Genomic DNA, 24,738 nt, shown 5'->3' on the forward strand with positions numbered 1-24,738 from the left:
GTTAATTTTGAGTTTCGTCATGATTAATGATTTAATAGATTCTTTTTGACCGGAGAATAAGCAAATGAAAAAATACCTGACACTTATTATCACGGCATTGATTCTGTTGCCCTGTATCGCAACCAGCCAAGAGACCCCGGCGGCCTCTTCGGCACCTGGGCCTGCAGCCCAGACTCAGGATCAGACGAATGACCAGTCTGCATCGGAAGCTGAAGCGCAGCAGAATACCCTTGAAATTCTTAAATCCATTGTCAAAAGCAAAGCAACGCTGAAGCAGCGCATGGATGAAAAAAAACAGGCCATGAAAAAGGCCGGTTCCGAAATCGAAAAACAATATCTCACCGCAGAGCTTGCCGAGTTGGATAAGCAGATGGCCGATGCTGCGACAGATTTTGAAATGACCGCCACAGGTGTTGAAATTGGCCTGTTTGTGACCAAGAAAAAAGAGCGGTTTGACTGGAAAGAGGAATTGCTTTCGCTGGCCGAACCCGGGATTATGGAACTTAAGCGGCTCACGGTGAAAGCCAGGCATAAGTCAAAACTCAATGATGAACTGGCCAATTACCAGGAATTGCTTCCCGAGGCAACCAAGGCCAGAACCCGTATTGAATCTTTGATCCGTCAGACCAAAGACAAGGCATTGGCATCCGCCCTTAAAGATCTTTTGCCCGAGTATAAGGGCCTGGAAAGCCAGATAAAAAATAAGGTGGATTTGGTCCGGCTTAAACTTGACGAAATTCAGCGGCAGGAAGCATCGGTCATTGACAGCACCCAGGACTCTGTTAAAAGATTTTTCAGAACCCGGGGATTGTATCTGGTTTTGGCCATTATGGCCTGTATCGGGGTGGTGTTATTAATTAGATTCCTCTACCGGACCCTGATTCGCCTTGTGCCCGGATACAAATTGGAGTACCGCCCCTTTCATATACGGGTACTTGAATTGATATACCGCGCCATGACGCTTATATTGACGTTGCTGGCGGTCATCGCGGTCTTTTATTTTGTGGAGGACTGGGTCCTGCTTTCCCTGACCATTATTTTTATTATGGGAGTGATATGGGCGGCCAAGGCCACCCTGCCCATGTATCTGGACACGAGCAAGCTGATGCTCAATGTCGGCGCGGTCAGGGAAGGAGAACGCATGATGTACAAGGGCGTCCCCTGGCGGGTTAAACATATCAATTTTCATAGCCTGCTGGAAAATCCTGATTTGGGCATTACACTGAGGATTCCTATCACGGAACTTGTGGGCAAAACATCAAGGACTTTTGATGCCCATGAAGCCTGGTTCCCCTGCCGGAAAAATGACTGGGTGATCCTTTCCGATGGTACCCGGGGCGGTGTGACCCATTTAAGCCATGAAACCGTGGAATTGGTATTAAGAGGCGGCGCAAAAAAGACCTATCAAACGGCTGATTTTCTGGGCATGACACCTTTGAACCTCTCTGTGAATTTCAGACTTAAGGTGCCCTTTGGTATTGGTTATGGTCACCAGAAAGATGCCACCACAGCTATTCCTGATCTTTTATCAGCCTTTATCCAAAACAATATTGAAAAAGAAGGGTATGCTGAAGACTTGTTGAATCTGAGGGTGGAGTTTGCCGAAGCCGGGGCTTCTTCCCTGGATCTTGTTGTTATTGCCGATTTCAAAGGCAGCCAGGCACCCATATACAACCGTTTGAACCGAAGCATACAAAGATGGTGTGTTGATGCGGCCTCCCAATACGGCTGGGATATCCCCTTTCCCCAGATTACGGTTCACCAGGAGGCTTGATCCAAAAAGAAGACAGGCGGTTGCTGTTAAGCTTTGGAGGGGCTTGATTTTAATCTCCTCCAGGCTCAAAAGACTGGATCATGGCTGATATTTTGTCCACATGGGCGGCTTCTTCAGCTATGATTCTGTGCAGTCCTGCTTTAACCGATTCGGATTCCACAAAGGCCTCCAGAAATTCGTAAAACAGAATGGTGTCTTTTTCAAACATGATAAATGTTTTAAGCATCTGCACAGGCGTGGTGATCTCTGAAAAATCCAGTTCATCTAAAGACAGGCTGTTGTTCCCCATCATCTCTTTAATGACACCGGGAAGCATGATACTAAGATCCATGCTATCTGTAGACAGCTCGACTTTCTGTTTTTCAAACCAGGATTTGTGGCGGTTTTCTTCATCGGCCATCCATTGAACAAGACTTTTAATCTCCTTGCTGCCGGCTTGTCCTAACGCGTCCAGATAAACAGCTCGGCCGTTTTCTTCCATTTTTATGGCAATATCGAACAAATCATTGAGGGTAAACATAAATAATCCTCCCTTTCTTAATACGTTGATATATAATAACGGGTAATGACCCAATAGTCTTGTTTGAATTTAAAATATAAGAATATCTGCACGGCAGGTCGGTCGGATTTGGAATGGAGGAAGGTTTGGCTATCTTAATCTGTGTCTGTCCCGGGAAAAGGAGGAGATAAATCGTGAGCAAGTACATGCAATTGACGGTCGATGTGCGTCCGTTTTACACAAAAGGATTTAAGGCGGCATACCCCAAACTGGCCGGACACCTCATCCATGCCAAGGCCGTCAAAGAATATGAAGATCCCGCCCTTTACGACCTTGTGGCAAAACTGGACAAATTACTTTACGACCTTGACGGCAATCCGAAAGTAAAGGAAATTTTGCTCAAACAAAAGGATAAGCTAAAAGCCCTGTATTCTGAAATTGAGGGGCATATCGCTGACCGGAAGCTTTCCGAGGCCGATAACGCCTTGTATAAAATCGAAGATATTTTTGAAGATATTGAATATGACCTGGCCGGCCTTTGAGCTTAAAAGGCGTTTATGCGAAGGTATTGATGAGCAACGATGCTATATTTTCCCGGTAAAGGTTGCGGACTTGAACATCTGCATCCCTGGTATAGACCTGGGTGTTGTCATTGCGGGTAAAGACATTGAAACGGCTGTCCCTGTTGTTTAGGCTATCGAGGGAGGAACTGATTTTGGTGAAAAAGCCATCTTCCCCGGACAAAACATTATAGGCACGGCTGACATCGGTTTTGAACCGGTACTCAAATTCTTCTCCGACATCCAGGGTGCCGTCGGTATTTAACGTCAGACCGATTTCTGAAAGCTCCGATTCCACGGTGGAATCCGATGTCCCGGAAACCTGGGGGGAAAAACGTTCCGTCTGCTCTGTCTGTGATGCTGTATCATCCACGCGGGTGGCAATATCTTCCCGGGCTGCAGGTGTGCCTGGGATTATCTCTTTCAGCACTTCTGAATTCATATTCTTAAACAGGTCTGCTTTCAATGACGGGCTGATGGCATATGGATTGCTATCCAGCCATTCAACCAGTTCGTTATACTCATCAATAACCGTTTTTACCGACTGTTCCCGGGCATCAAGCTCCAGAGATGAAAACGCCTGGTCCGTGTCAGTTCCGTCTGAAAACGAGTCCTCCAAGGTTTTAGAAGAAGCGGACTCTTCCGTCTCTTGGGTTATCGTCTCCTCTTGATATGAAAAAGATTCGGAGAAAAAATCGGTGGAAGATAACAGCGTTGAAAAGTTATCCAGCCGGGAGGTGAGTTGGAAGGACAATTGAGAGAATTCCGCCGGGGGGTCTGAGATGTCAGCGGTGTTGGCAGAGAAGAGTTCCCGGTTTGCACCAAGCATTACCTCACGGGCCTGGTTCACAAGATCCAGGGGATAAGATACGCTTATGAAGCCATTTCCGGCTTTTGAATCAACAGGATTCATCACTACCTGCCATTATTTTTCTTTTATTTATTTGGACTAAATTTAACACATTATAATAAATATAACAAGTTGAATTTTTTGAAAATTCAGTTTTAAAAGCGCTTAAAATATAAAAAGCCGCCATGCTACACACGGCGGCTTTTTATTGAATCTTTTATAACAGATTACATGGCGTCAAACGCTTCGTCCGGAATATCAGCGTTGGTATAAAAATTTTGGATATCATCATTGTCGTCCAGGGCCTCCATAAATCTGATCATCTGCTCGGCTTCTTTGCCTGATACGGCTGTGGTGTTCTGGGGCACCATGGAGATTTCAGCCACCTCGCAGGCAATTTCTGCGCCATCAATGGCATCCTTGACCGCATCAAAATCCTCGGGTGCGGTGAGTACATCAAAGCTGTCCCCTTCGTCTTTGATATCTTCGGCCCCGGCGTCAATGGCCACTTCCATGAGGGTGTCTTCGTCGGCATTTTCCTTGGAAATAGTAATCACACCCTTTTTATCAAACATCCAGGCCACGCAACCATCCGTACCCACATTCCCGCCTGCCTTGTTAAAGATATACCTGACATCGGCAATGGTCCGGTTTTTGTTGTCCGTGAGGCATTCCACCATCACCGCCACGCCGCCGGGCCCGTACCCTTCATATATGATTTCCTCGTAATTGACCCCGTCCATGTCGCCGGTACCCTTTTTAATGGCCCGGTCCACATTGTCCTTGGGCATATTCTGGGCTTTGGCCGAGTCAATGGCACGGCGCAGCCGGGGATTGGCCCCGGGATCACCCCCGCCCATGCGGGCGGCTACCGTAATTTCTTTGATCAGCTTGGTAAATACCTTTGCCCGCTTTTTGTCGGCCGCACCTTTCTTATGTTTGATGGTCGACCATTTGCTATGTCCTGACATGGATATTGCCTCCTTATTTAATCTTTTCTTTTCCTATGATATAAATCTCTTTGCTTTGTTTCCTGCAGCTTTCGGGCTTAAACACCCGGCACTCCTTAAACGCTGCCTTCACTTCCTGCTCAAACGTTTTAAAGTCGTTACCCTGGAAAATTTTGCACACAAAATTACCCTGAAAAGCTAAATTTTTCAAGGCCGTGTCAAGGGCCATGCGGCACAGTTCAACGGAGCGGATGGCATCCACATCCTTTCTTCCCGTGGTGGCCGGGGCCATGTCGCTGATCACGGCGTTAAAGGCTCCCGCATGGGCCTCAATAAATGCAGGGTGTTCGGGTTTAAGAATATCATCCTGAATGGTTAACGCATTGGGCGGCAGTTTTGTTTCAACCTTTTTTAAATCAATGCCGAGCACCTGGCCCTGGTCCCCCACAAGTTTTGCCGCATAAAGGGTCCAGGACCCCGGTGAGCAACCAAGATCAAGAACAATATCCCCTTTTTTGATAATTTGAAATTTGTTCTGAATATCTTCAAGCTTAAACACGGACCGGGCCGGATATCCCATGGATTTGGCTTTTTGTGTAAGATGATCCGCCCACTGGCCGTTCCTGCCCCCCTTTTTTGCGGGTTTTGCCTCTTTTACCGGCTTTTTTTTACCCTTCAAATAAAACCTCCACGGCATCCCTTAAAAAACTTACACTTTCAATGGCCATGCCTTTGATTTTTGATAATTGCTTCATGGTGGCCGTGGGCACAAGACAGCGTGTGAATCCCATTTTGGCGGCTTCTTTGATTCTGGCCTGGGCATGGCTTACCGCCCGTATCTCTCCGGTAAGTCCGATCTCGCCGATCAGCGTGGTTTCTTTGTGCACGGGCCGGTCCAGAAAGCTTGAGGCCAGCGCAGCGGCAATGGCAAGATCTGCCGAGGGTTCGGTGATACGGACCCCGCCCGTGACGTTCATAAAAATGTCCAGACCGGCCAGATTCATACCTAATCGCTTTTCCATCACCGCCACAATCAGGGCTACCCGGTTACTGTCCAGTCCTAAGACCGTTCGCCGTGGCGTAGCAAGTCCGGACGTGGAGACCAGGCCCTGGATCTCCACCAGAATGGGGCGGGATCCCTCCATACTAGCCGTGACCACTGAGCCCGGAGCGACCTGGGCCCGTTCGGACAAGAACACCGCCGACGGGTTCGGCACCTGGGTCAACCCCTGATCCCGCATTTCAAACACCCCGATTTCATTGGTGGAGCCGAAACGATTTTTTACGGCCCGAAGAATTCGAAAAATATGGTTTTTATCCCCTTCAAAGTAAAGCACCGTGTCCACCATGTGCTCCATGATTCTGGGGCCTGCAATGGCACCGCCCTTGGTGACGTGTCCCACCAGAAAAATGGGCAGTCCTACGGTTTTTGACAAGCGCATGAACTGCATGGATGCTTCTCTGATCTGGGTGATGCTGCCCGGCGTAGAGGTCACCTGGGGGTGAAATACGGTTTGAATGGAATCCACAACCATGGCGTCATATTGATCTTTTTCAGCCATGGCAAGAATTGCCTCAAGATCGGTTTCAGACACCACAAACAGAGAGCTGCCCATAGATCCCAGGCGTTTGCCCCGCATGGAAATCTGGCCGATGGATTCTTCGCCGGATACATATAGGCATTTCTTCCCGGCCTTTGCCAGGGTGGACAACACTTGCAGCATGAGTGTGGATTTACCGATCCCTGGATCTCCGCCGATCAGTACCAGTGATCCGTTTACAATACCGCCGCCCAGGACCCGGTCAAATTCATTGATGCCGGTGCCCATGCGCAGGGAATTGGTGGTCTCCACGGATTCAATGGGTACAGGTCTTGCGGCAATGGCCGGCCGGCCCGCACCTGCAACCCCCGGGGTTCGGAGCACCAGGGTCTCCTCAACAAGGCTGTCCCAATCGCCACAGTCCGGGCACTGCCCCATCCATTTAGGTGCTTGTGCGCCGCAGGTTTTACAGCGGAATATGGTTTTATCTTTTTTTTTTGCCACGTCCTAATTTTGTCCAACTGATTGAAAATCGAATGAATATACCATGATATCTTGTCCCTATCAAGCACGTATCATTTGGAATTGATTCTTGCTTTTTAAGGCGAGCCGAATAATATGTGATCTTCTGTAAAAGCCGGAAAGCAGCAATAAGTAACAAGGCTGCAAAGGCAATTAGACAGACAGTACGTAGTTGGAACGGGCAATTACGCCCAGGGGGCACGCTTGAGGATCTGGCTATAGAATGTAATCCAATGATTCAAGGCTGGATTAATTATTACGGGAGATACAATCCTTCCGCAATGTCTGGGATTTTCATTTTGATATCTGATTGAGCAGGGTGTTCTTAGCATCTGAATGTGATATGCCATCACCTTTTTCAAGCTGGCTTAAAGAAGATCGGATGTCAGACAAGAGTTCGATCTTTTCCTGCATTGCTTCAAATTCTTGAACGTCGACAAGAACGGCAGCACATTTACCCCTCTGGGTAATAATTAATGGGCGTTTGGTTTGCGCAGCGGAGCTGCGCAAACCATTGATTATCAATTCGACTTTCCCTGATAACTTTTTATAAGAAAGTCTGGGTAAGTTACTCAGATTTTTCAAACTTTGTCGTGGGCTATGCCTGGCAGCTGATATGTCAGGTCAGCCCATGGCTGTTATAAAAACGTTTTAATCGGTGTCATTTTTTTTCTTTGCTTTGGGGTCTCCCTGCATGGAGATCATCTGCCGTTCCGTTGCCGCAGGCCTGTGGGCCGTATGGAAATGCAGACAATGGGTCGGGCAGTTGTCTGCACAGATTCCGCAATAAACGCACATAAACGGATCACAGGTCCATGTTCCGGCTTTTTTATCCACAGAGATGCAAAGAGTCGGGCATTTGCGCGAACACATGCCGCAGAAAATACATGCATGAATATCATTATATAGCTCACCGCGCACGCCTTCGGGCAGTTCGCGTTTAGCAAACGGGTATTGCCGGGTGGCGGGGCGCGAGGCAAGATTTTTAAGTATGCTGGGTGTAAAATTAAACATAAGTCTCCTTTTTAACGTTCCGTGCAGCTGATGCACGGATCGATGGATAAGACAATGACCGGTACGTCGGCCAGTTCACATTCCGGCAGCATGGTCAGAAGACAGGGGATATTGGCAAATGTCGGGGTGCGGATTCGCACACGATCCAGCAGTTTGGTGCCGTTGCCCTTTACATAATAAAGACATTCTCCCCGGGGCTGTTCCACACGCATGATCGACTCGCCTTCCGGGTTGCCTTTGACCTTTGCGGCAAGGCTTCCGGCGGGTAAAGCCGTAATGGCCTGGCGCACCAGATCTATTGACTGGTATGCCTCATGAAAACGGACCCAGCTCCTGGCGTAACAGTCGCCGTCCGGGTGGGTGACCGGCTGAAAATCCAAGTGTTTATAAGCACCGTACCCGGTCATGCGCATATCCTGTTCCACTCCGGAGCCGCGAAGCGTAGGCCCTGCCGCGCCCAGTTCATAGGCCTGATCATAGGTCATGACGCCTATGCCCACGGTTCTGGATTTCACTGTATAATCATCGAGCAGGGTACTCTCCAGCGCCTTGAGCTCTTTTTCCACAAGAACCAGCTCCTTAAGAATCCAGTCAAGCTGTTCCGGTGACAGGTCTTTGCGGACCCCGCCGACGACGTTCACCGAAACAATGACCCGGTTTCCCGCCGTTGCCTCATTGATGTCCATGATACGTTCGCGCACCTTCCAGAACTGCATGAACAGCGCTTCAAAGCCAAACGCGTCGGCATACAGGCCAAGCCAGAGCAGATGGCTGTGCATGCGGTGCAGCTCAGACCAAATCACGCGCAGAAACTGGGCCCGTTCCGGCACCTCAATGCCCATAATATTCTCAATGGATTGGGAAAAACAGGCGCCGTGAATCATAGAACAGATGCCGCACACCCGTTCGCATACGTTGACCATCTGATGAAAGTCGCGTCTGGCGGCAAGCATTTCCAGGCCGCGGTGTACATATCCCAGGGCCGGAACAGCTTCTTTAACAATCTCATCTTCCACCACAAGTTTAAGATGGATCGGCTCGGGCAATACCGGGTGCTGGGGCCCAAAGGGAATAACGGTTCTATTGGACATGCCTACTCCTTCTCCTTTTTTTTGTCCTTAATTTTAAGGTTATTGGCCAGCGGAATGGTTTCAACGCCGGGATCAAGGAACAGGGTCCGGTTGTAATCCACAGCCAGGCCGTCAAATTCAAGGCCTGCCAGATCTTTGACTTCGTTTTCAGCCAGAAATGCGCTGAAATAAACACCGGATATGCTCGGAATCGTTGTGTGTGCAGTCACATTTAGACGACAATGAGAAAGCACCATATCTTTGTCAAAATGGTACAGGATGTCTGTGGATCCGTCTTCAAGTGTGACGGTGGACAGGGTCACAAACCTGTAACCCGCTTGTTTCATTCGCCCGGCCTCGGCAACCAGGTTGTCCAAGGTGATTGTTGTCTCATTTGAAATCATGGAATTGTCCTTATGCTTCGGCGGATTCAGGAGATTCGGGTTTTCCCGCTTGTTTTTGTTTAAATTTTTCCAGGGCCTTGACCACGCCGTCGATAATCGCTTCGGGTTTTGCCGGGCACCCGGGGACATAGACATCCACCGGAATGATTTTGTCCACGCCGCCGATCACGTTGTAGCAGTCATGGAAAATACCGCCGGACAGCCCGCAGGCCCCGATGGCGACAACGGCTTTGGGCTCGGGCATCTGCTCATAAATATTTTTGAGCACGGCCTTGTTGCGGTGGTTGACGGTTCCGGTCACCAGCAAAATATCCGCATGTTTGGGGTTGCCCACATTGATGATGCCGAACCGCTCCACATCGTAAAGCGGTGTCAGGCAGGCCAGGGTCTCGATATCACAGCCGTTACAGCTTCCGCAGTCAAAATGCATGATCCATGGAGACTTTATTTGTGCCTTTTTTATAAAGTTTTTAAGCATGGTCTACCTCACGTGCAGCCAGATAAAATTGATAAACGTCAGAACCAGGCCGATGCTCCAGACATACTTGAGCATCCAGCGCCAGGTCATTCTCGCCATGGTGTTGTCAATGATGATTTCGACCAGGTAGATGGCGACCAACAGTACGATCATCCAGATCCAGTTCGTGGCCCAAAACAACGCGCACACCGAAAGAATTAGAATGGTTTCGTACCAATGCGCCATTTCAATTACCGCAAGCACCGGTCCCGAGTATTCGGTCATCACCCCTTTCACCAGCTCCTGATGCGCATGGTGGGAAGTAGAAAAATCAAAAGGGGATTTGCGCAGCTTGATGGTCAAGGCGTAGCCAAGGACAATGAACATCAGCGGCAGTTTTTGGAACAAAGGCGTATCATAGGCCATAATATCGCCCACATTGAAACTGCCCACCACAAGATACATGCCCACAAACACCAGAATCAGCAGCGGCTCATAGGTCAGAATCTGTATCAGCTCGCGCTGGGCGCCTACCTGGCTGTACGGGCTTCTGGCCGAAAGGGCACCCATGACCAGAAACATGGCCCCGGCCGCCTGGACAAAGAAGATGATCAAAAGATCCGCCCGGGCAAAAAACAGCGCAACGGACAGGGCTGCGGCAACAAAATAGACCCAGCAGCACACGATCTGCCACCGGTTCACCAGCAGCCGTTCTTTTCCGATCAGTTTGCCCACATCGTAAAAGGCCTGCAGCACGGGCGGTCCCTGCCGGGCCTGCATCCGTGCCGTAATGCGCCGGTCAATACCGGCTAAAAGTCCGCCGGCTAAAGGGGCCAGGATCAATGCCGAGACAGCGAAGAATAGCGATTCCATTACAACACACCTCCAATCATCAACAGGATCAGTCCGCCGGCAATCATATTGACCCAAAAGGTAAGCCTGTGCTCACCGAAAAGTTCCGCCAGGTATAAGTTGCTTGCCTTGTAGGGGACAATGGTCTCCACGGGGCCAAGAAACGCACCGTCTTCAATATCGCCGGCATGGGCGCCACCAAGATACGGGTGCGCCTGCTTCACATCCGCGCGAAGGGCCCGGTAGATGGCAAAAATAGTTGCCAGGCCAATCAAAACGATAAAGGGGTAGATGGCAAACCCGCCGGTGGCCCCTTTAAGGATGCCTGCTAAGTCAGCCGCATGTTTGGACGCAAACATGGGAACAAAGGCTTTGGTGTAAAGATAGGGCGTGGCAAAGGCAAAAAGAAGCGCTGCGATGCACAGGCTCACAAGCGGTCCCCGGGTGAACAGAGGCTGTTTTTCAGGCGTTGCCGAAATATTGTGCCCACCCATGAGCAGGCCTGCCCAGCGGGCCCAGTAAACAAAGGTCAGCGCACTGCCCAGGGCCATCATGACGATGACGAAAAGATGGTCGGCCGCGGCTTCCAGGGCCATCCACTTACACAACAGTACCCCAAAGGGCGGCAGAAGCATGGATAAAATGCCGATAATGGTCACCACAGCCGTTCGGGGCATGGTTCTATACAGCCCGCGCATATCTTCAATATCCCGGGAACCGATCGCCTGTTCGATGGTGCCCACGCACAAAAACAATAAGGATTTTGAGATGGCGTGAAAGATGATCAGCATCACCGCTGCGATAACGGCAAGGGGGGTATTGATGCCTGCACAGGCAATGATCAGCCCAAGGTTGCTCACCGTGGAATAGGCCAGGATTTTTTTTCCGTTGCTCTGGCCAATGGCAAGGGCGGCGCAGACCAGGAAGGTAAACGCCCCGCACAGGGCGATGCCGTGGCTCACAAAGGTCCCTTCAAACATGGGGCAAAAGCGTAAAACCATGTACACGCCGGCTTTTACCATGGTGGATGAGTGCAACAGGGCTGAAACGGGTGTCGGCGCCACCATGGCACCCAACAGCCAGCTCTGGCAGGGCAGTTGTGCCGCCTTGACGAATCCGGCCAGACTGATCAACCCCACGGCGGCAAGCAGCATCCCTGAAGCCGGCCCCCGGGTTAAAAGAACGGAGATGTCCAGGGTGCCGGCGGCAGCATAAACGATAACGATAGCCGTTAATAACAGTGCACCGCCTAAAGAGTTTATCCACAGGGCCCGGGTTGCATTTTCCACTGCCTCCTTGGTGCCGTCATGTCCGATGAGCGCAAAGGAACAGAACGTGGTCACCTCAAAGAAAAAATAGAGCCACAATATGTTGTTGGACAGAACCAGACCGTTCATGGCCCCCAGAAACAGGAGCAGCAGAAGAAAAAAGATCGGTTGTCTACTTTTTTCAAGTTTCAGGTGTTCCTCATGTTTTTTCATGTAGGGCAGCCCGAAAATGCAGATCAAAGAACCTATGATGGAGACGATTACAACCATTATCAAAGCCAGGCTGTCCCCGAGCAGGGCCGGAACATCCGGGCCATGGTCCAATATGAACAGCTCAAAAACGGCAAGCAGCACCAGTTGAAAAATCGTCAGGGATTTAATGATCCGGTTGTTGAGCTTGAACCCGAAAAATAATACCAGGGCCAGCAGCGCAAAATCAAGAACCGTAACTAGCGTTTCCCATCCCCCGGACACCCGGTATGTAAAATCTCCTTGCCCGAGAAGCACCAAGGACGTGACCGCTATAACGGCCCCGGTTGCGGTTACCGTGATGGTCCTCACCAGGCCCACCCGGATTAAAAAACAGACCATGGCCGCAATCATCGGCAGCACGATCAGCAAAAACAGAATGTTGGACATAAACACCCCTTTTATTTGGCGGTTATATTTTCATGGCGGCCCCCAGGCCTATAAATCCTGAAACCCTTGCCGTTAAATAACTGCATCAGTCCAATGTCGCATCATCAGGCCGGCCGTGGCCCAATTATGCGGTTGGTTTGTTCGCTATCTGGATAAATCGTTTTTCGTACGCGCGTGTATTCACTTACATTGGAGGACTCATATAGGAGGGCTCGTGTAACACCTGCAACAACATTTATTTCCAAATTCTAAACAACGAAAACTATGGTTAGGCCGGAAAATGTTTTTTGTCAAGAAAACAATGAATCCTTTAAAAAATCATCAGGCATATCGATGAAACACAATTTGGCTGCCACCTGCTTATAGAGTTTTTTAACTTCAATTCCCTTCAAAATAGAGCACCGTGTCCACCATATGCTCCATGATTCTGGGACCTGCAATGGACCGCCCTTGGTGACGTGTTCCACAAGAAAAATGGGCAGCCCTACAGTTTTGGACAGACGCATGAACAGCATGGATGCTTCTCTGATCTGGGTGATGTTGCCAGGGGTTGACGTGACCCGGGGGTGAAATACGGTTTGAATGGAATCCACAACCATGGCGTCATATTGATCTTTTTCCGCCATGGCAAGAATCGCCTCAAGATCGGTTTCAGATACCACAAACAACGAACTGCCCATCGAGCCAGGCGTTTTCCCCGCATGGAAATTTGGCCGATGGATTCTTCGCCGGATACATATAGGCATTTTTTTCCGGCCTTTGCCAGGGTGGACAACACTTGCAGTAGTAGCCAACGCTTTCAATAACGGTCACGGACCGTCCTTGGTTTTTGACCGTGGTTCGGCCCACAACGAATATTGAAACATCTCTGTGGGTTACAGAGAGTCCCTTATAAACAAGCATCACAGCGTTTATGTATGAACAGATGGTGGGGTCTGCTTTTCCTTCGAAATTTTACTAAAAATGAGATTTAAGTTAAACTTTAAACCGGCTTACAGCGTCATTCAGTTTTTCAGTAACTTTGACAAGATCCTCCACATCTTCCAGTATCTTATCACTGTTCTGGTCAGCTTCCTGGGCAGCACGGTTTACGAAGGTAATATCCTGGGCAATTTCACCGGTAACCGCAGACGCTTGGCTGATATTTTCGTTAATGTCCCGGATACCCTGGCCTGCCTGGGCAATATTATTTGATATCTCCTGAGTAGTGGCAGACTGCTCTTCAATAGCAGCTGAAACGGTGTTTACAATTTCGTTAATTTCATTGATGATGCCGACGATTTCCTGGATAGATGATACAGATCCCTCGGTGCTGGACTGAACACTTTTAATCCGTTCATTGATCTCACTGGTTGCATCTGCTGTCTGTTGGGCAAGGGCTTTTATTTCTCCTGCAACTACAGCGAACCCTTTTCCTGCTTCCCCAGCCCGTGCAGCCTCAATGGTTGCGTTCAGAGCAAGGAGATTGGTCTGTTCAGAAATATCTTTGATGGTGTCGGTCACCTTGGAGATCTGAGACGCTGCAGATCCAAGCTCATCGACCTTGACAGATACCTGCCTGGCTTTTTCAACTGCATGGCCTGTGGTCTCGCTTCCCCTGGAAATATTAGTTGAGATTTCGCCTATAGTGGCAGTCATCTCTTCTGCTGCGGCAACAACAGTCTGGATGCTGGTTGCTGCCTGGTCAGTAGCGGAGGCAACGGAATTCATGTTGCTGCTCATCTCTTCAGCGGCTGCAGAAACCGTATTAGATTTTTCAACCGTATCCCTCGAACTTGCGGTGATATTATCTGAAAGGCCCTTAATTGTTGAGGCAGATGTCTTAACGGTTATTGTACTGTCTTTCATATCCATTATAAGGTTTTTTAGGTTTGAGGACATCTGGTTAAGTGAATCGGCAAGACTCCCGACTTCATCTCTTTGCTTGATAACAAGGGTCTGGTCAAAATTACCTTTTGCCACATAACCTGCGAAGTCAACTGCTTTGCGAAGGGAGCCGGCTATAGATTGGCTGATGCCATAAGCTGTGAGAACAGAAAAAATCAGAACGGCAATAATCCCGATAGTGGCCGTTTTTGTATTGGAAATGCTGTGGGCCTCAATTGACGCAAAAGAGTTCAGCAACTCCTCTTTGTGTTCATCAACAATTTGATCTATGATCCCGGCCAGTTTTTCAGCAAACGGATCAAATTCTCCCATCATAGGGTTGCCTTTTTCAGGACCGCCTTCAATATAGGCTTGGGCCATTTTCTTGCCCATCGTATAGTAATCATTCAGGCTTTTTTTCATATCATTTAGCATTGCAACCATTTCAGCTTCGCCATACTTGTTGTGCTCAATAATGGAGAGATCAATTCTTTTTACCGCATCCTTGTAATAGATTTCAGCTTCTGCATACCCATCATCATATCCTTCTTCCGCCCTTGTGGCAGATATGTCGGTGAGCCATTGCTGAATCTGTTCAATATCTCGTTTGATTTCAATAAAACTCAGGGTATGCGGCAACACTTCAGATTTAGTCACCTCCAGTTCTCCAATAGTTTTATTGTTAAAACTGTTAATCACAATGCCCACAATTATAAAAAAAATACAGACAATCCCAAAACCCAAAAAGAGTTTCACTCTGATAGACAAATCGTTTAATTTTCCCATTTCAATTCCTCCGGTAAGTTACATGCGGTGATCCAGTTTTTAGAGTCTGGCTTTAAGGAATGCCCAAATAATATGCAGTTCAGTAGAGAGCATGGAGCCGTTAGGTAAATTAAGAAAAAGCCCAAGAGCATTGATAAATGTGCTTATTGAAAATGCAACATTAAAAAACTGGATCATCGGGTTACAAATTGCAAATGTGAATACTATTTGAGTAGTTGGGATTGATTTTAATTCGCATTTACAAATTGATGACTATGATAATTTTAAAATTTTATGGTAGAGATTATAACCGATTCAAATTTGATTTCAAAGTTAAAGTTTCGTGGTTTTGTGTCTTTTGTAAAGATAATTGAAACTTCATAATAATGTACAGGTTCGCCCAAGCCCATTTGAAAACAGCATTCAGTAACAAAAGCAAAGAAAGGATTCCATTTTATAAATCGTATGAGTCATTCGAAGTTGGTATCAACGTGCCGGTACGGTAGATGCTTGCTTTAAGATGCGATGTGATACCTTGACGAGAATTGTCTATTTAAGTATGCTATCCGCCTATTTTGACAGCCTAATTAACGATTTTCAAGCAAAGGGGAACCGAATGGACAGTCAGGACTCAACGCAAAAAAAACAAAAGGTGGAAATTGACATTGTAGGCGGCCGATTTGATAAAGTGACCACGGTGTTGGAAGAGTTTGAGCCGGGGGACGAAAAATTTATTCATTCCTATGAGAAAATGAACCTTGATCCACGACAGATTGGAGATGTTGAAGGACGGGAAGTAGAAGTCAAGGTGCCGGCAAGGCTTCATCTTAACGTGTTTGATATGAACCGCTTCAATTTGAACCGCCCCGGTGGCGGCGGCCTTGGTGTGAGTATTGGCGTTTATTTTTATGCGAAAGTAAAATCAATTCCGGAACCGGTTATTCGCACCACAGGCGAACGGCAACTGATCGTGGCGCATTACGGGCATATTTTTAAGAAATTGTTGGGATATGACGGTGGGTTTGAAATAGAACTTCAAGACCATAAGCGCCGGCATGTGGGGCTTGGCTCTTCCATTGGCTCTATGTGTGCTGTGTGTATCGGTATGAATGAAGTCTTGGGCAGACCCTTTCATGGATGGGAACTGAGGCGGATTATGGGATTTCACTCTTGTGAGGAGAGTCCTGTGAATGAACAATATCTGCTTCCGGCGTTTGAAACCGGTATTGGAGCCATGGTAAGTATCAACGGTGGTTGGGTCGTGGCCAGTGATGACCTGGTGCTGGTTCAGCGTGTGGCACTGCCGGATACCAAAGTGTTGATGTTCATCCCGGAGGTTGATACTCTGGAGGATGAATTTAAAGGGGTGGAAACCGCCGCGGAATCCGAAGTCGAGCTGTTAATGAGACGGGCAAGAACCCTGGATTCCCTTCAGATTGGCGCAAAGGCACAAATTGTCCTGATGGACATGATACCTGCAATGATTCGAAATGATCTTAAAAAGATGGGAGATGCCCTCTTTGAACTGATCCATATGGGATCCAAACGGGCTGAGTGTGAGCAACACGGTGCTTATGGGACTCCTATATACAGTTATATTAATGCCTTTCGGGAAATGGGGATAGAGGTTGCCGGTATGAGTTCTGTGGGGCCCACTGTTTATGCTTTGACCCGAAAGCAGGATGCATATGACCGGGCGCTTAAATACCTTAAATCTAAAAATATTTCAGACTCCCGCATCATAGAAACCGAAGTTGACAACACAGGCGGTACGATTACGGAAAACGGTGTTGAAAGAACTTTTATAAATGACACCTGGCTTAAAGGATAAGTTTGATGACAAGCGGTTACAAAGTCAAAATTTGCGGCACCACCAATGTGGAAGATGCCGAAATCACTGCCCGTGAAGGTGCTGATTTTTTTGGTGTGGTGGTGGAGGTTGATTTTTCCCCGAGATCTTTGACCATTGAAGCGGCCAAACCTCTTTTTTCGTCTCCCCCTCTTCCGCCGGTGGCCCTGGTGTACAATATGGCATCAACGCGCGTTGAAACACTTATTCAACAACTGAACCCATTTGCAGTACAATTTTTAAGCTTAGCGGAACCCTCTTTTGTCACATATTTAAAGAAGACCTATCCGGGGGTTGAAGTCTGGCAATCCATCCATTTGCCCCAGGCAGGTGAAGCGGTGGATGTGGAAAATTTTCAAAAAACGGTTCAAACTTCTGTGACAGCCGGTATTGATTCACTTCTTTTAGATACCGCCGCCATGTCCGAAGGTAAAATGAAATTCGGCGGCACAGGCGTCACTTCGGATTGGGACATCGTTAAAGAACTGATGGATTCGATTCGGGGTGCGGTGCCCATTTGGCTGGCCGGCGGGATCAATCCGGACAATGTAGGAGAGGCCATTGACAGGATTAACCCCGACGGCATTGATTTATGCTCCGGCGTGGAAGCAACCCGCGGAAAGAAAGATGCGGCAAAGCTAAGGTCTCTCATGACAACCATTCGCGGTAAGCAATTAAAATAGGAGAATTCATTCGTGAGAGCAGCAGTAGTTCATGGAAAAAATGATATTCGCATTGAAGAATATCCGACACCAACGGCAAATGCCGGAGAAATTATTGTAAAAACAAAAGTATCAGGCATTTGTGCCACAGACATTAAAACCTTGCTGGGTCAAGGGCTTCCCAAGGACTTGCCCACCATTTTGGGGCATGAGGTGGTGGGGGAGGTTTTTGAACTGGGGCAGGGCGTTACGGCCTTTCAAACGGGCGATCGGGTGGCGGTTTATCCCATTGCCGTTTGTGGAGATTGTTATTACTGCCGCCAGGGCAAGCATAATTTATGTGAGCACGAATTTGGGTTGGCCCACGGGATTGAAGGTGGGTTTGCCGAATACGTGCGCCTGCCCAAAGAGATCGTGAACATTGGCGGGGTTATAAAAATTCCCGATGAGGTGCCGTTTGATAAAGCGGTTTTATCCGAACCCTTATCCTGCGCCATGGCGTCCCTGACAACCTGTAAGGTGGGCGCGGACCAGGTCGTTGTGATTTTGGGGGCCGGCCCCATGGGGCTGATGCACCTGAAGCTGGCCAAGTGGATGGGTGCCGTTGTGATTGTTGTTGATCTGCTGGAAGATCGGTTGGCGATTGCTAAAGAGATGGGTGCGGACTATTGCATCAATCCAACCCAGACAAATCACATTGAAGAGATAATGAAGTTAACCGACAACAAAGGTGCACAGGCCGTTATTGCATCCTTAGGCATACCATCGGTGATTGAGGCAAATTTACAGCTGACCAGAAAAGGCGGGACATTTAATATCTTCGGCGGGCCACCGGCGGGCCATACAATATCGGTGGATCCAAGATGGCTTCATTACTGCGAAATAAATTTAACCGGAACCTTTGCGGCATCCCCCATTGATTTTAAAAAGAGCCTTGAGCTTATTATCAACAATGAAATCACAGTTGATGATCTCGTCACGGACCGGTTTACCCTTGATACGTTTTTAGAAGCAGTAGAACGCGCCAAAAACCAGCAAATGATTCGTGGGATTGTCGAATTTTAATATATATGAAAGGGAATGTCATCTTATGGACGGAAAAGAAAGACGGCTAAGAAAAATTCTTAATAAAAAAACAGGACGTTCTTTAGTCCTTGCGGTTGACCATGGCATGGCCCTTGGTGCCATGACCGGGATTGTGGATATTGCCGGTACGATTCGAGCACTGGACGCCACCGATAAGGTCGATTGCTGGCTTATGACCAAAGGCATATATACCCATGCGTTTGACCCGGCAGGAGATCCGGGGGTTATCCTGCGCGCCAGCGGCGGGGCAACCATTGCCGGGCCGGAATTGACCCGGGAGGGTCAAACCGCAGATGCCGAAGAGGCCTTGCGACTTGGTGTGGATGCCATGGCAACCACCGCATTTGTCGGATCAATGTATGAGCATGAAACCCTGACCGGTATGGCCCGGATGTCCACGGAGTGCCGGAAATGGGATATGCCGCTTTTAGGGGTTATTGGTTTGGGAAAAACCAATGAAGACAAGAAAAAAGATCCCAAGTTCATTGCCCTTGGTGCAAGAGTGGGTGCAGAGCACGGGGCGGATATCATCAAAACCTATTATACGGAAACCGATTTTGATAAGGTCGTGGCCGGATGCCCCGTGCCGGTCATGATTGCAGGCGGGCCTAAATGTGAAACGGATCTTGACACGCTGAATATGATATATGGTGCGCTCCAGGGCGGAGCCAAAGGCATTGTCATGGGAAGAAACGTATGGCAAAGCCCTCACCCCACGGCACTATTGTCAGCAGTATACGGCTTGATACATGAAGAGATGAATGTCAAAGAGGCAGCGGATCTGCTCGCCCATGAGGCCCATTAAATCAAAGACGCGAAAAAAGCGTACATTCAGCAGATCTTCTGACGGAATGTACGCTTTTTTAGTTTGGAAAATTGTTATCTTCTGCATCAATCTGCCCGCCAACTATGTAGAATAAAGTTTTGTTTTTTTATCTTATAAGGACTGCGGATTTAACTACTTCCTAACTTGGTATCAGAGTTCATATTCCGGATCAGGGCCCCCTGCGGTCCACACCGGAGCGGAAGGCTGGTTGGCGTCACCTCCTGAAACCCGGCTGGAATCATTTGTTTCCGGCAGTATAAAAACAAAATTCCCTTTGTCGAGGTAAGGGTTTCGGATGGTGCCGTACTGGGGGTGCTGGGTCTCCCAGGAATAGACCGCCACATTTTTCTGCAGGAAACTGCCCAGTTCCGTGCCGGTGATATACCCGTCCCGGTTCAAGTCCTCTTCACCGTTCAGATCCGCCACAAACTGGGCCTTGAAAATGCTTTTATCCGGCACTTTTTCTTTATCGTTTCCTGAGGTAAAGAACTGGTGGACCGGCCTGGCCGTCTTGTTGCCGATCTCCTCGGGCACGGCCCGGACCATGGACAACAGGGAGCCGGAAAAACAGGCATCAAATATAAACACAGCATGTTTGGCATCAATACTCAAGGCATACTCCTCTATGCGCTTGAATAACAATGCCTTTGATTTGAATCCACTTAAATCCTCATAGGGGTTGGGGCACCTCTGGGAACCAGATAGCCCAGTTTTGCCCCGCCGTATTTGGGGGCCAAGGTATGGCCGTGGCCCGCAAAATAAATCAGCAGCCGATTGTCCGCGTCCATGCCCGGGTCGTGATAAAATTCGTAATGCCCTGTTCAAGTTCTGCCAGATTTGGGTCCGGCAGCGTGGTGACGTCAAATCCGTGTTGCTCCAGAAGGGCTTTCACATCCCGGATATCCTTTTTCACACCGGGCAGGTCGGATCAGCCACGGAATACCGGCTCACCCTGATGAACAGGGCGTAGCTTTCCTTGTAAAGCAATACCTGGTTGCCGTCTTTGACTACCCGCTTTATCCCCCGGGTCGGAGCAGCATGACATAATGAGGAAAGGCATAAACATATCAACGAAAATGCCAGTGAAAAAATGATGCAGGCTCTAAGCTTGTTTTGTGTCCCTTCATGGTGAATGTTCAACGGTCAGCTCCTGTTTTGTTTTATTACCTCGGGGCTTTCAATCCGGCCGTTATCGGCCTGAACAGAAACGAGGATAAAAAACCGTTTAAATCTTCTGGATTCTCTATGGTTGGTTTCGGATATGTGAAAATTTTATAATTCATTCAGTCTCCTTTGCCTTGTCATCAAAATATTTCGCACAGGCAATCCTTTCTGGGAGACCTGTGCCGCTTGATTCGGTGCTGTTTCCGGTAGACCGAATTACCGGAACTGGGGAGCGCAGAGCCGGAACCCCATGCGGCTGCCCGCGAAGTCAGGAGCGTACCTGCTACGGATAGCAGTCCGCACGTACCCCTGATTATTGAGTCAACTGCCGCCCCGGATCACCCGAGATGCCCGGGGCGTAACACTGGATGAAACAAGCGGATTTTTTGGGGCGTGTTTTGAGTAGGCATTCTCATCGTGGACATCTTCACACCACTCCCAGACATTGCCGGACATGTCATAAAGACCAAGGCCGTTTGATGATTTGGTTGCAACCGAGTGTGTCTGGTCACCGCTGTTTCCCCGGTACCATGCTAATTGATTAAAATGATTACCGCCAGCATATGTTTCTTCTTTTCCCCCACTTCTTGCCGCATATTCCCACTGGGCTTCTGAAGGCAGCTTAAAGTCCTGTCCGGTTTGGGCGTTTAGTTTTGATAAAAAAATTTTTGTGTCATAGCAGGATATCTGTTCCACAGGGTGGCTGTTCCCGGATTTAAAATATGAAGGATTATTCCCCATGATTTTTTTCCACTGCCCTTGGGTAACTTTAGTTTTTCCCATCCAGAAACCGTCCAGGCAGACCTGATGGACTGGTTTCTCATCGTTATTTCCTGAATTACTTCCCATCCGGAAACACCCTTCCGGCACCCAGACAAACATCATGCCCGTTACCGGCTCGGTCCATGTATCGCCGGGGGAGGGGGATCTTGGCCTTATCGGCTTGTTATTATTGCTTGAACTGATTACTGGCGTTCCTTGTGAAGACCTGGGAACCGGCTTAGGCCCGGATTCTTCAACAAGGTCTATATTCAGCACAAGGTCCTGGCCCGCCTTAAGAGGGACCCAGTGTCTCTGCCGCGGATACCCTTCTGCCGATACTTCTATATGATACCTGCCGGGCTTAAGCTTAATGCCGTCCTTGTATTTGGGCGGAATATTGAGTATTCGGACCCGGCTGTCCGGCGGGGACGGTTTGACCGTGATACTCCCTTTTTTAGAGGGGATATTGTCACCGTCTTCCGGCCATCCGGCTAAAAAGTACCGGGGAATCGGGGTGTTTGAGACCCCCGGGATTTGCTTGTCCCCGGTCTCTTCCATCACGCCCATGCCGGCCTGGTTGAAAATATCCTGGATATTCAGTCCCAGGACAGTGAATGCTGAAAGCAGGTGACGGGTAAACGTGCCGTTTCTGCCGGTGCCGTCTGAGGCCACGGAACCCGGACTGGTGGCATAGGCAATAATGGTTCCCTTAGGGGCATCCATGCGGGCCAGACCCTGGGCCGCGCTTCTGAAACTGTGATGAAAGGGGTTGTTGCGGCAGGCGTCCAGGATTACGATGTTCAGGCGGCTTCCGGCCGACTCCATTTTGAAAATCACTCGCCTGGCGTCCAGGCCCTCAAATTCAACATCCGTCTCATCCTTTACCGTGCAGCCGACAGGAATCAGATAGTTCCTGTTATTGAACTGGATACCGTGGCCGCCAAAAAAGAACAGCCCCACATCGGCCTGGCGCAAGGCCGTAGAAAACCTGGAAAGATGATTGAGCATTCCTCTTTTGTCCAGGTTGGTCCCTTTGATGACTGTAAATTTCAGCTTTTTGAGGACCGTCTCCATATCATCGGCATCATTGACCGGGTTGCTCAACGGAGAGACATCATAATTGCTGTTCCCGATCACAAGGGCCACACGCCGGGTATTGATCCGTTTGATTCCCTGGTCATTCTGTGCGGCACTGCCGGTGCCTGCTGTTAGGCTGAAAACAATAATCCATACCCAGAACACCGCCAGAATATGTTCTGGGATCCTTTTTGTGACCATGGGTATATTGTCCTTTTTCATTTTATCCATTCGTTTAAATTCCGTTCTTGTCTCAATATTTTGAGAGTCAAAATTTTTTTTAAAAAACATGACATTTAAAATGTTATCAAACCCTGCTATTTTGCTGCAATCCTTTTTCAAGAAATATTACCTGGCTTATGTTTCCCATGGTTATCCTTAGACTCATCGGGTTCTTAGATATGATTGGTGCTACATCGTTTTGCTGACTTTTAGGCCATTTTCATGAAAGATTTTTCATAAAGCTGTCTGATGTACACACCACCCGGACAAACATCATTGATAGTCTATGGTCGTTGGTCTTAAAATTGAGAAAGGATCATTCCCTGTTTGTTTTTTATCAAGCTTCTCGCTACTCTGATGTTTGTCAACTCCAGGTTTGCAGAGGTTCACTCTATCAATTTGGTCACTGCAGCCGTGACACGTTGATCATGCAAATAGTGTTGTTTCTAAAAGTGAGAGGATCGTCTCGAATCTGAGGAGTAGTTTTCCCAAGCGGAGTGCGTGAATTAAATTGAATAATCAAGCTAATTACGGTAACAATATCCATTTTCAGCGGTCAGTTGTCTAGGATTAAAGCAGTGTACAGATCCAAAAGAAGGTTGGCGATTCATGGGCACATCACTATCAGCAGAACTCTTATCAAAAGAAAATATCGATAAAATCGAAAAGAATTGTCTTAAATGGTTTTCCGATGAAAACGAGGGGCTTGAATGCTTCAATTATATACTTGATGCCTTGAAAGAGGATGATTGCAGGCGCTTAAAGGCGTTCACCGATAAAAGCTCCCCCGGCACATTTATGAATACGGTGAGCTGCAATCTTATCATTGATTTCAGGCGTAAAAAATATGGCAGACGGCGATTCCCTGAAGTCATATCCAGAATGGGCGAGTGGGCGCGGGCGGTATACCGTTACGTGTGCTGGCAGAAACTCTCCTATGACGATGCCTTCCATCTGGTCAAAACAGAACCGGAACCCCTGTACACCGGCACCTATGATGACTACTGGAACGATATTGAAAGTATAGCAAAAGTCAAATGTCGGGAGCATCCCGAATTTGTTTCCATGGAACATTATCACGATCCGCAGGAGGGGACTGGCTCTGTCCGGGACTTAAATCCCCTGGATCAGATGATTGAGCAGCTCGGTTTCGAGCAAAGAACAAAAGCTCTGGCGGTGTTGAAAAAGACATTTTTATCCTTGAACGAAGAGGATCGGTTTATTGTTGACAAGCTTTACGGCAGCGATATCAAGCCCGGACAAGTGGCCCGGATGCTTGGGATGGACACCCGGCAGTTGAGCCGCAGACGCCGGAAAATATTATTGACATATAAAGAGGCATTGCTGAAACAGGGCATCCGGAATTTATAATCTGTCCGTATAGGATAGTCAGACATCCTTTGTCATCAGTTTGTCCCCTGATTGGGATAACAATTAAGAGGTTAAAATGGGAAAGTGGATTAAAACGGTTGTTGCAGAGTACAAAAAAAGCCATGGGAAATTTGACGCCCATGAAATTTCTTTACAGGATATGGCTGCCTTCATAGACGGACGGTTGGACCCGGCCCATAGACAAAAGGTCATCCATCATCTGAACCAGTGTCAAAGATGCAGTGATTTTCTGGATATGGTCATTATGGCCCGGGCCGACGATCAGGAGGCCCCCGGGGAACAACCTGTGTTTGGGGGAAAGCTTAAACCCTTGTATTCCCTTGCCGCATCCATCCTTCTCATGGTGGTGGTTGGTACCGGAATTTATCACTATGGTCCCTGGAGTGGGACGTCACCAGATGAAATATCCGTTACCCTTTTTATGGACAGCGGGATCAAAGCCCTGCTCATGGAAAACAGCAATGCCCGTTGGCAGTCTCAAGCTCGGATTGAGGGGCTTGAAACCCTGCTGGCTGAACATGGCGTTAAGGAGGGCGCATTGAAAGGTGTGGTCATGAACACCCCCTATGTTGCACAAAAATCTTTTTTTGCGGTGGATGAAGAGGTGTTCATTACTATTAAGGACGGGATTGCCCATATAGAGGTCAGAAAAATAAATCCGTAGACT

The 24,738-nt window shown here is 48.3% G+C and carries 27 protein-coding genes; 9 read left to right on the plus strand and 18 right to left on the minus strand.

Features of this window, described 5'->3' with window-relative positions:
• Window positions 1–64: 64 nt before the first annotated feature.
• Window positions 65–1,774, plus strand: coding sequence for a hypothetical protein (locus B147_RS0100090; protein ID WP_020585220.1), 1,710 nt, complete (start codon window positions 65–67; stop codon window positions 1,772–1,774).
• A gap of 49 nt (window positions 1,775–1,823) precedes the next feature.
• Here the strand turns inward: B147_RS0100090 and B147_RS0100095 are convergent, their stop codons facing one another.
• Window positions 1,824–2,294: a ferritin family protein gene (locus B147_RS0100095; RefSeq protein WP_020585221.1), complete on the minus strand. Its 471-nt coding sequence runs from the start codon at window positions 2,292–2,294 to the stop codon at window positions 1,824–1,826.
• Window positions 2,295–2,467: 173 nt separating this feature from the next.
• On the opposite strand from B147_RS0100095, the gene B147_RS0100100 reads away from it, so the two are divergent.
• Window positions 2,468–2,815 (plus strand): hypothetical protein, encoded by a 348-nt coding sequence (locus B147_RS0100100; protein ID WP_026259449.1) that lies wholly within the window; start codon window positions 2,468–2,470, stop codon window positions 2,813–2,815.
• A gap of 13 nt (window positions 2,816–2,828) precedes the next feature.
• On the opposite strand, the gene B147_RS0100105 is transcribed toward B147_RS0100100, so the two are convergent.
• The 4 genes from B147_RS0100105 to radA all read right to left on the minus strand — a co-directional run bounded on the left by B147_RS0100105 (window position 2,829) and on the right by radA (window position 6,678).
• Complete coding sequence (locus B147_RS0100105) at window positions 2,829–3,746, minus strand: hypothetical protein (protein WP_020585223.1); 918 nt, start codon at window positions 3,744–3,746, stop codon at window positions 2,829–2,831.
• A 164-nt stretch (window positions 3,747–3,910) separates the two neighbouring features.
• Complete coding sequence (locus B147_RS0100110) at window positions 3,911–4,654, minus strand: YebC/PmpR family DNA-binding transcriptional regulator (protein WP_020585224.1); 744 nt, start codon at window positions 4,652–4,654, stop codon at window positions 3,911–3,913.
• A gap of 13 nt (window positions 4,655–4,667) precedes the next feature.
• Window positions 4,668–5,312: an SAM-dependent methyltransferase gene (locus B147_RS0100115; RefSeq protein WP_020585225.1), complete on the minus strand. Its 645-nt coding sequence runs from the start codon at window positions 5,310–5,312 to the stop codon at window positions 4,668–4,670.
• Window positions 5,302–6,678: a DNA repair protein RadA gene (gene radA / locus B147_RS0100120; protein WP_020585226.1), complete on the minus strand. Its 1,377-nt coding sequence runs from the start codon at window positions 6,676–6,678 to the stop codon at window positions 5,302–5,304. Before radA ends, B147_RS0100115 begins: the two co-directional genes overlap by 11 nt.
• Window positions 6,679–6,794: 116 nt before the next feature.
• Between radA and B147_RS30810 the strand changes: the two genes are divergently transcribed.
• Window positions 6,795–7,010: a group II intron maturase-specific domain-containing protein gene (locus tag B147_RS30810; protein ID WP_083927769.1), complete on the plus strand. Its 216-nt coding sequence runs from the start codon at window positions 6,795–6,797 to the stop codon at window positions 7,008–7,010.
• Here the strand turns inward: B147_RS30810 and B147_RS26985 are convergent.
• The 9 genes from B147_RS26985 to B147_RS29860 form a co-directional block, all read right to left on the minus strand.
• On the minus strand, window positions 6,991–7,281 hold the full coding sequence (locus B147_RS26985; protein ID WP_245568873.1) for a type II toxin-antitoxin system Phd/YefM family antitoxin: 291 nt from the start codon (window positions 7,279–7,281) through the stop codon (window positions 6,991–6,993). The genes B147_RS30810 and B147_RS26985 overlap by 20 nt on opposite strands.
• Before the next feature lie 66 nt (window positions 7,282–7,347).
• Window positions 7,348–7,710 carry a 4Fe-4S binding protein gene (locus B147_RS0100130; protein WP_020585228.1) on the minus strand — a complete coding sequence of 121 codons (363 nt, stop codon included), beginning with the start codon at window positions 7,708–7,710 and terminating at the stop codon, window positions 7,348–7,350.
• An 11-nt stretch (window positions 7,711–7,721) separates the two neighbouring features.
• Complete coding sequence (locus tag B147_RS0100135) at window positions 7,722–8,801, minus strand: hydrogenase large subunit (RefSeq protein ID WP_020585229.1); 1,080 nt, start codon at window positions 8,799–8,801, stop codon at window positions 7,722–7,724.
• A 2-nt stretch (window positions 8,802–8,803) separates the two neighbouring features.
• Window positions 8,804–9,184, minus strand: coding sequence for an NADH-quinone oxidoreductase subunit C (locus B147_RS0100140; protein WP_020585230.1), 381 nt, complete (start codon window positions 9,182–9,184; stop codon window positions 8,804–8,806).
• A gap of 10 nt (window positions 9,185–9,194) precedes the next feature.
• The gene (locus B147_RS0100145; protein WP_020585231.1) at window positions 9,195–9,662 is read right to left on the minus strand and encodes an NADH-quinone oxidoreductase subunit B family protein; all 468 of its coding nucleotides are present in this window, start codon (window positions 9,660–9,662) and stop codon (window positions 9,195–9,197) included.
• 3 nt (window positions 9,663–9,665) lie between these two features.
• Entirely contained in the window at window positions 9,666–10,514 is an 849-nt protein-coding gene (locus B147_RS0100150) for a respiratory chain complex I subunit 1 family protein (RefSeq protein ID WP_020585232.1), read from the minus strand.
• Window positions 10,514–12,400 carry an NADH-quinone oxidoreductase subunit 5 family protein gene (locus B147_RS0100155; protein ID WP_020585233.1) on the minus strand — a complete coding sequence of 629 codons (1,887 nt, stop codon included), beginning with the start codon at window positions 12,398–12,400 and terminating at the stop codon, window positions 10,514–10,516. The genes B147_RS0100150 and B147_RS0100155 overlap by 1 nt, the downstream gene beginning before the upstream one ends.
• Before the next feature lie 290 nt (window positions 12,401–12,690).
• Window positions 12,691–13,080 (minus strand): P-loop NTPase family protein, encoded by a 390-nt coding sequence (locus B147_RS0100160; RefSeq protein ID WP_026259450.1) that lies wholly within the window; start codon window positions 13,078–13,080, stop codon window positions 12,691–12,693.
• 295 nt (window positions 13,081–13,375) lie between these two features.
• Window positions 13,376–15,052 (minus strand): methyl-accepting chemotaxis protein, encoded by a 1,677-nt coding sequence (locus tag B147_RS29860; protein WP_020585234.1) that lies wholly within the window; start codon window positions 15,050–15,052, stop codon window positions 13,376–13,378.
• 595 nt (window positions 15,053–15,647) lie between these two features.
• On the opposite strand from B147_RS29860, the gene B147_RS0100175 reads away from it, so the two are divergent.
• From B147_RS0100175 to B147_RS0100190, 4 genes are read left to right on the plus strand one after another with little or no spacing between them, the layout of a single operon-like run.
• Entirely contained in the window at window positions 15,648–16,862 is a 1,215-nt protein-coding gene (locus B147_RS0100175) for a sugar kinase (protein WP_020585236.1), read from the plus strand.
• Between the two features lie 5 nt (window positions 16,863–16,867).
• On the plus strand, window positions 16,868–17,563 hold the full coding sequence (locus B147_RS0100180; protein ID WP_020585237.1) for a phosphoribosylanthranilate isomerase: 696 nt from the start codon (window positions 16,868–16,870) through the stop codon (window positions 17,561–17,563).
• Window positions 17,564–17,575: 12 nt separating this feature from the next.
• Window positions 17,576–18,607: a zinc-dependent dehydrogenase gene (locus tag B147_RS0100185; protein WP_020585238.1), complete on the plus strand. Its 1,032-nt coding sequence runs from the start codon at window positions 17,576–17,578 to the stop codon at window positions 18,605–18,607.
• 25 nt (window positions 18,608–18,632) lie between these two features.
• Window positions 18,633–19,433 carry a class I fructose-bisphosphate aldolase gene (locus B147_RS0100190; protein ID WP_020585239.1) on the plus strand — a complete coding sequence of 267 codons (801 nt, stop codon included), beginning with the start codon at window positions 18,633–18,635 and terminating at the stop codon, window positions 19,431–19,433.
• A gap of 171 nt (window positions 19,434–19,604) precedes the next feature.
• Here B147_RS0100190 and B147_RS0100195 read toward each other — a convergent pair whose 3' ends face one another.
• From B147_RS0100195 to B147_RS29865, 4 genes are all read right to left on the minus strand, one after another.
• A complete protein-coding gene (locus tag B147_RS0100195; RefSeq protein ID WP_020585240.1) occupies window positions 19,605–20,066 on the minus strand; it encodes a hypothetical protein in 462 nt (153 codons plus the stop codon).
• Between the two features lie 151 nt (window positions 20,067–20,217).
• Window positions 20,218–20,346 carry a hypothetical protein gene (locus tag B147_RS33065; protein WP_281167867.1) on the minus strand — a complete coding sequence of 43 codons (129 nt, stop codon included), beginning with the start codon at window positions 20,344–20,346 and terminating at the stop codon, window positions 20,218–20,220.
• A 17-nt stretch (window positions 20,347–20,363) separates the two neighbouring features.
• The gene (locus B147_RS0100210) at window positions 20,364–20,594 is read right to left on the minus strand and encodes a hypothetical protein (protein ID WP_020585243.1); all 231 of its coding nucleotides are present in this window, start codon (window positions 20,592–20,594) and stop codon (window positions 20,364–20,366) included.
• A 345-nt stretch (window positions 20,595–20,939) separates the two neighbouring features.
• Complete coding sequence (locus B147_RS29865) at window positions 20,940–22,688, minus strand: caspase family protein (RefSeq protein ID WP_169400689.1); 1,749 nt, start codon at window positions 22,686–22,688, stop codon at window positions 20,940–20,942.
• 600 nt (window positions 22,689–23,288) lie between these two features.
• Between B147_RS29865 and B147_RS0100230 the strand changes: the two genes are divergently transcribed.
• Both B147_RS0100230 and B147_RS0100235 read left to right on the plus strand, forming a co-directional pair.
• The gene (locus B147_RS0100230; RefSeq protein WP_020585246.1) at window positions 23,289–24,050 is read left to right on the plus strand and encodes a hypothetical protein; all 762 of its coding nucleotides are present in this window, start codon (window positions 23,289–23,291) and stop codon (window positions 24,048–24,050) included.
• A gap of 76 nt (window positions 24,051–24,126) precedes the next feature.
• Window positions 24,127–24,735 (plus strand): anti-sigma factor family protein, encoded by a 609-nt coding sequence (locus tag B147_RS0100235; protein ID WP_020585247.1) that lies wholly within the window; start codon window positions 24,127–24,129, stop codon window positions 24,733–24,735.
• The last annotated feature ends 3 nt before the right edge of the window (window positions 24,736–24,738 follow it).

Origin of the sequence: Desulfobacter curvatus DSM 3379, assembly GCF_000373985.1 — a bacterium.
GTDB classification, from domain to species: Bacteria; Desulfobacterota; Desulfobacteria; order Desulfobacterales; family Desulfobacteraceae; genus Desulfobacter; species Desulfobacter curvatus.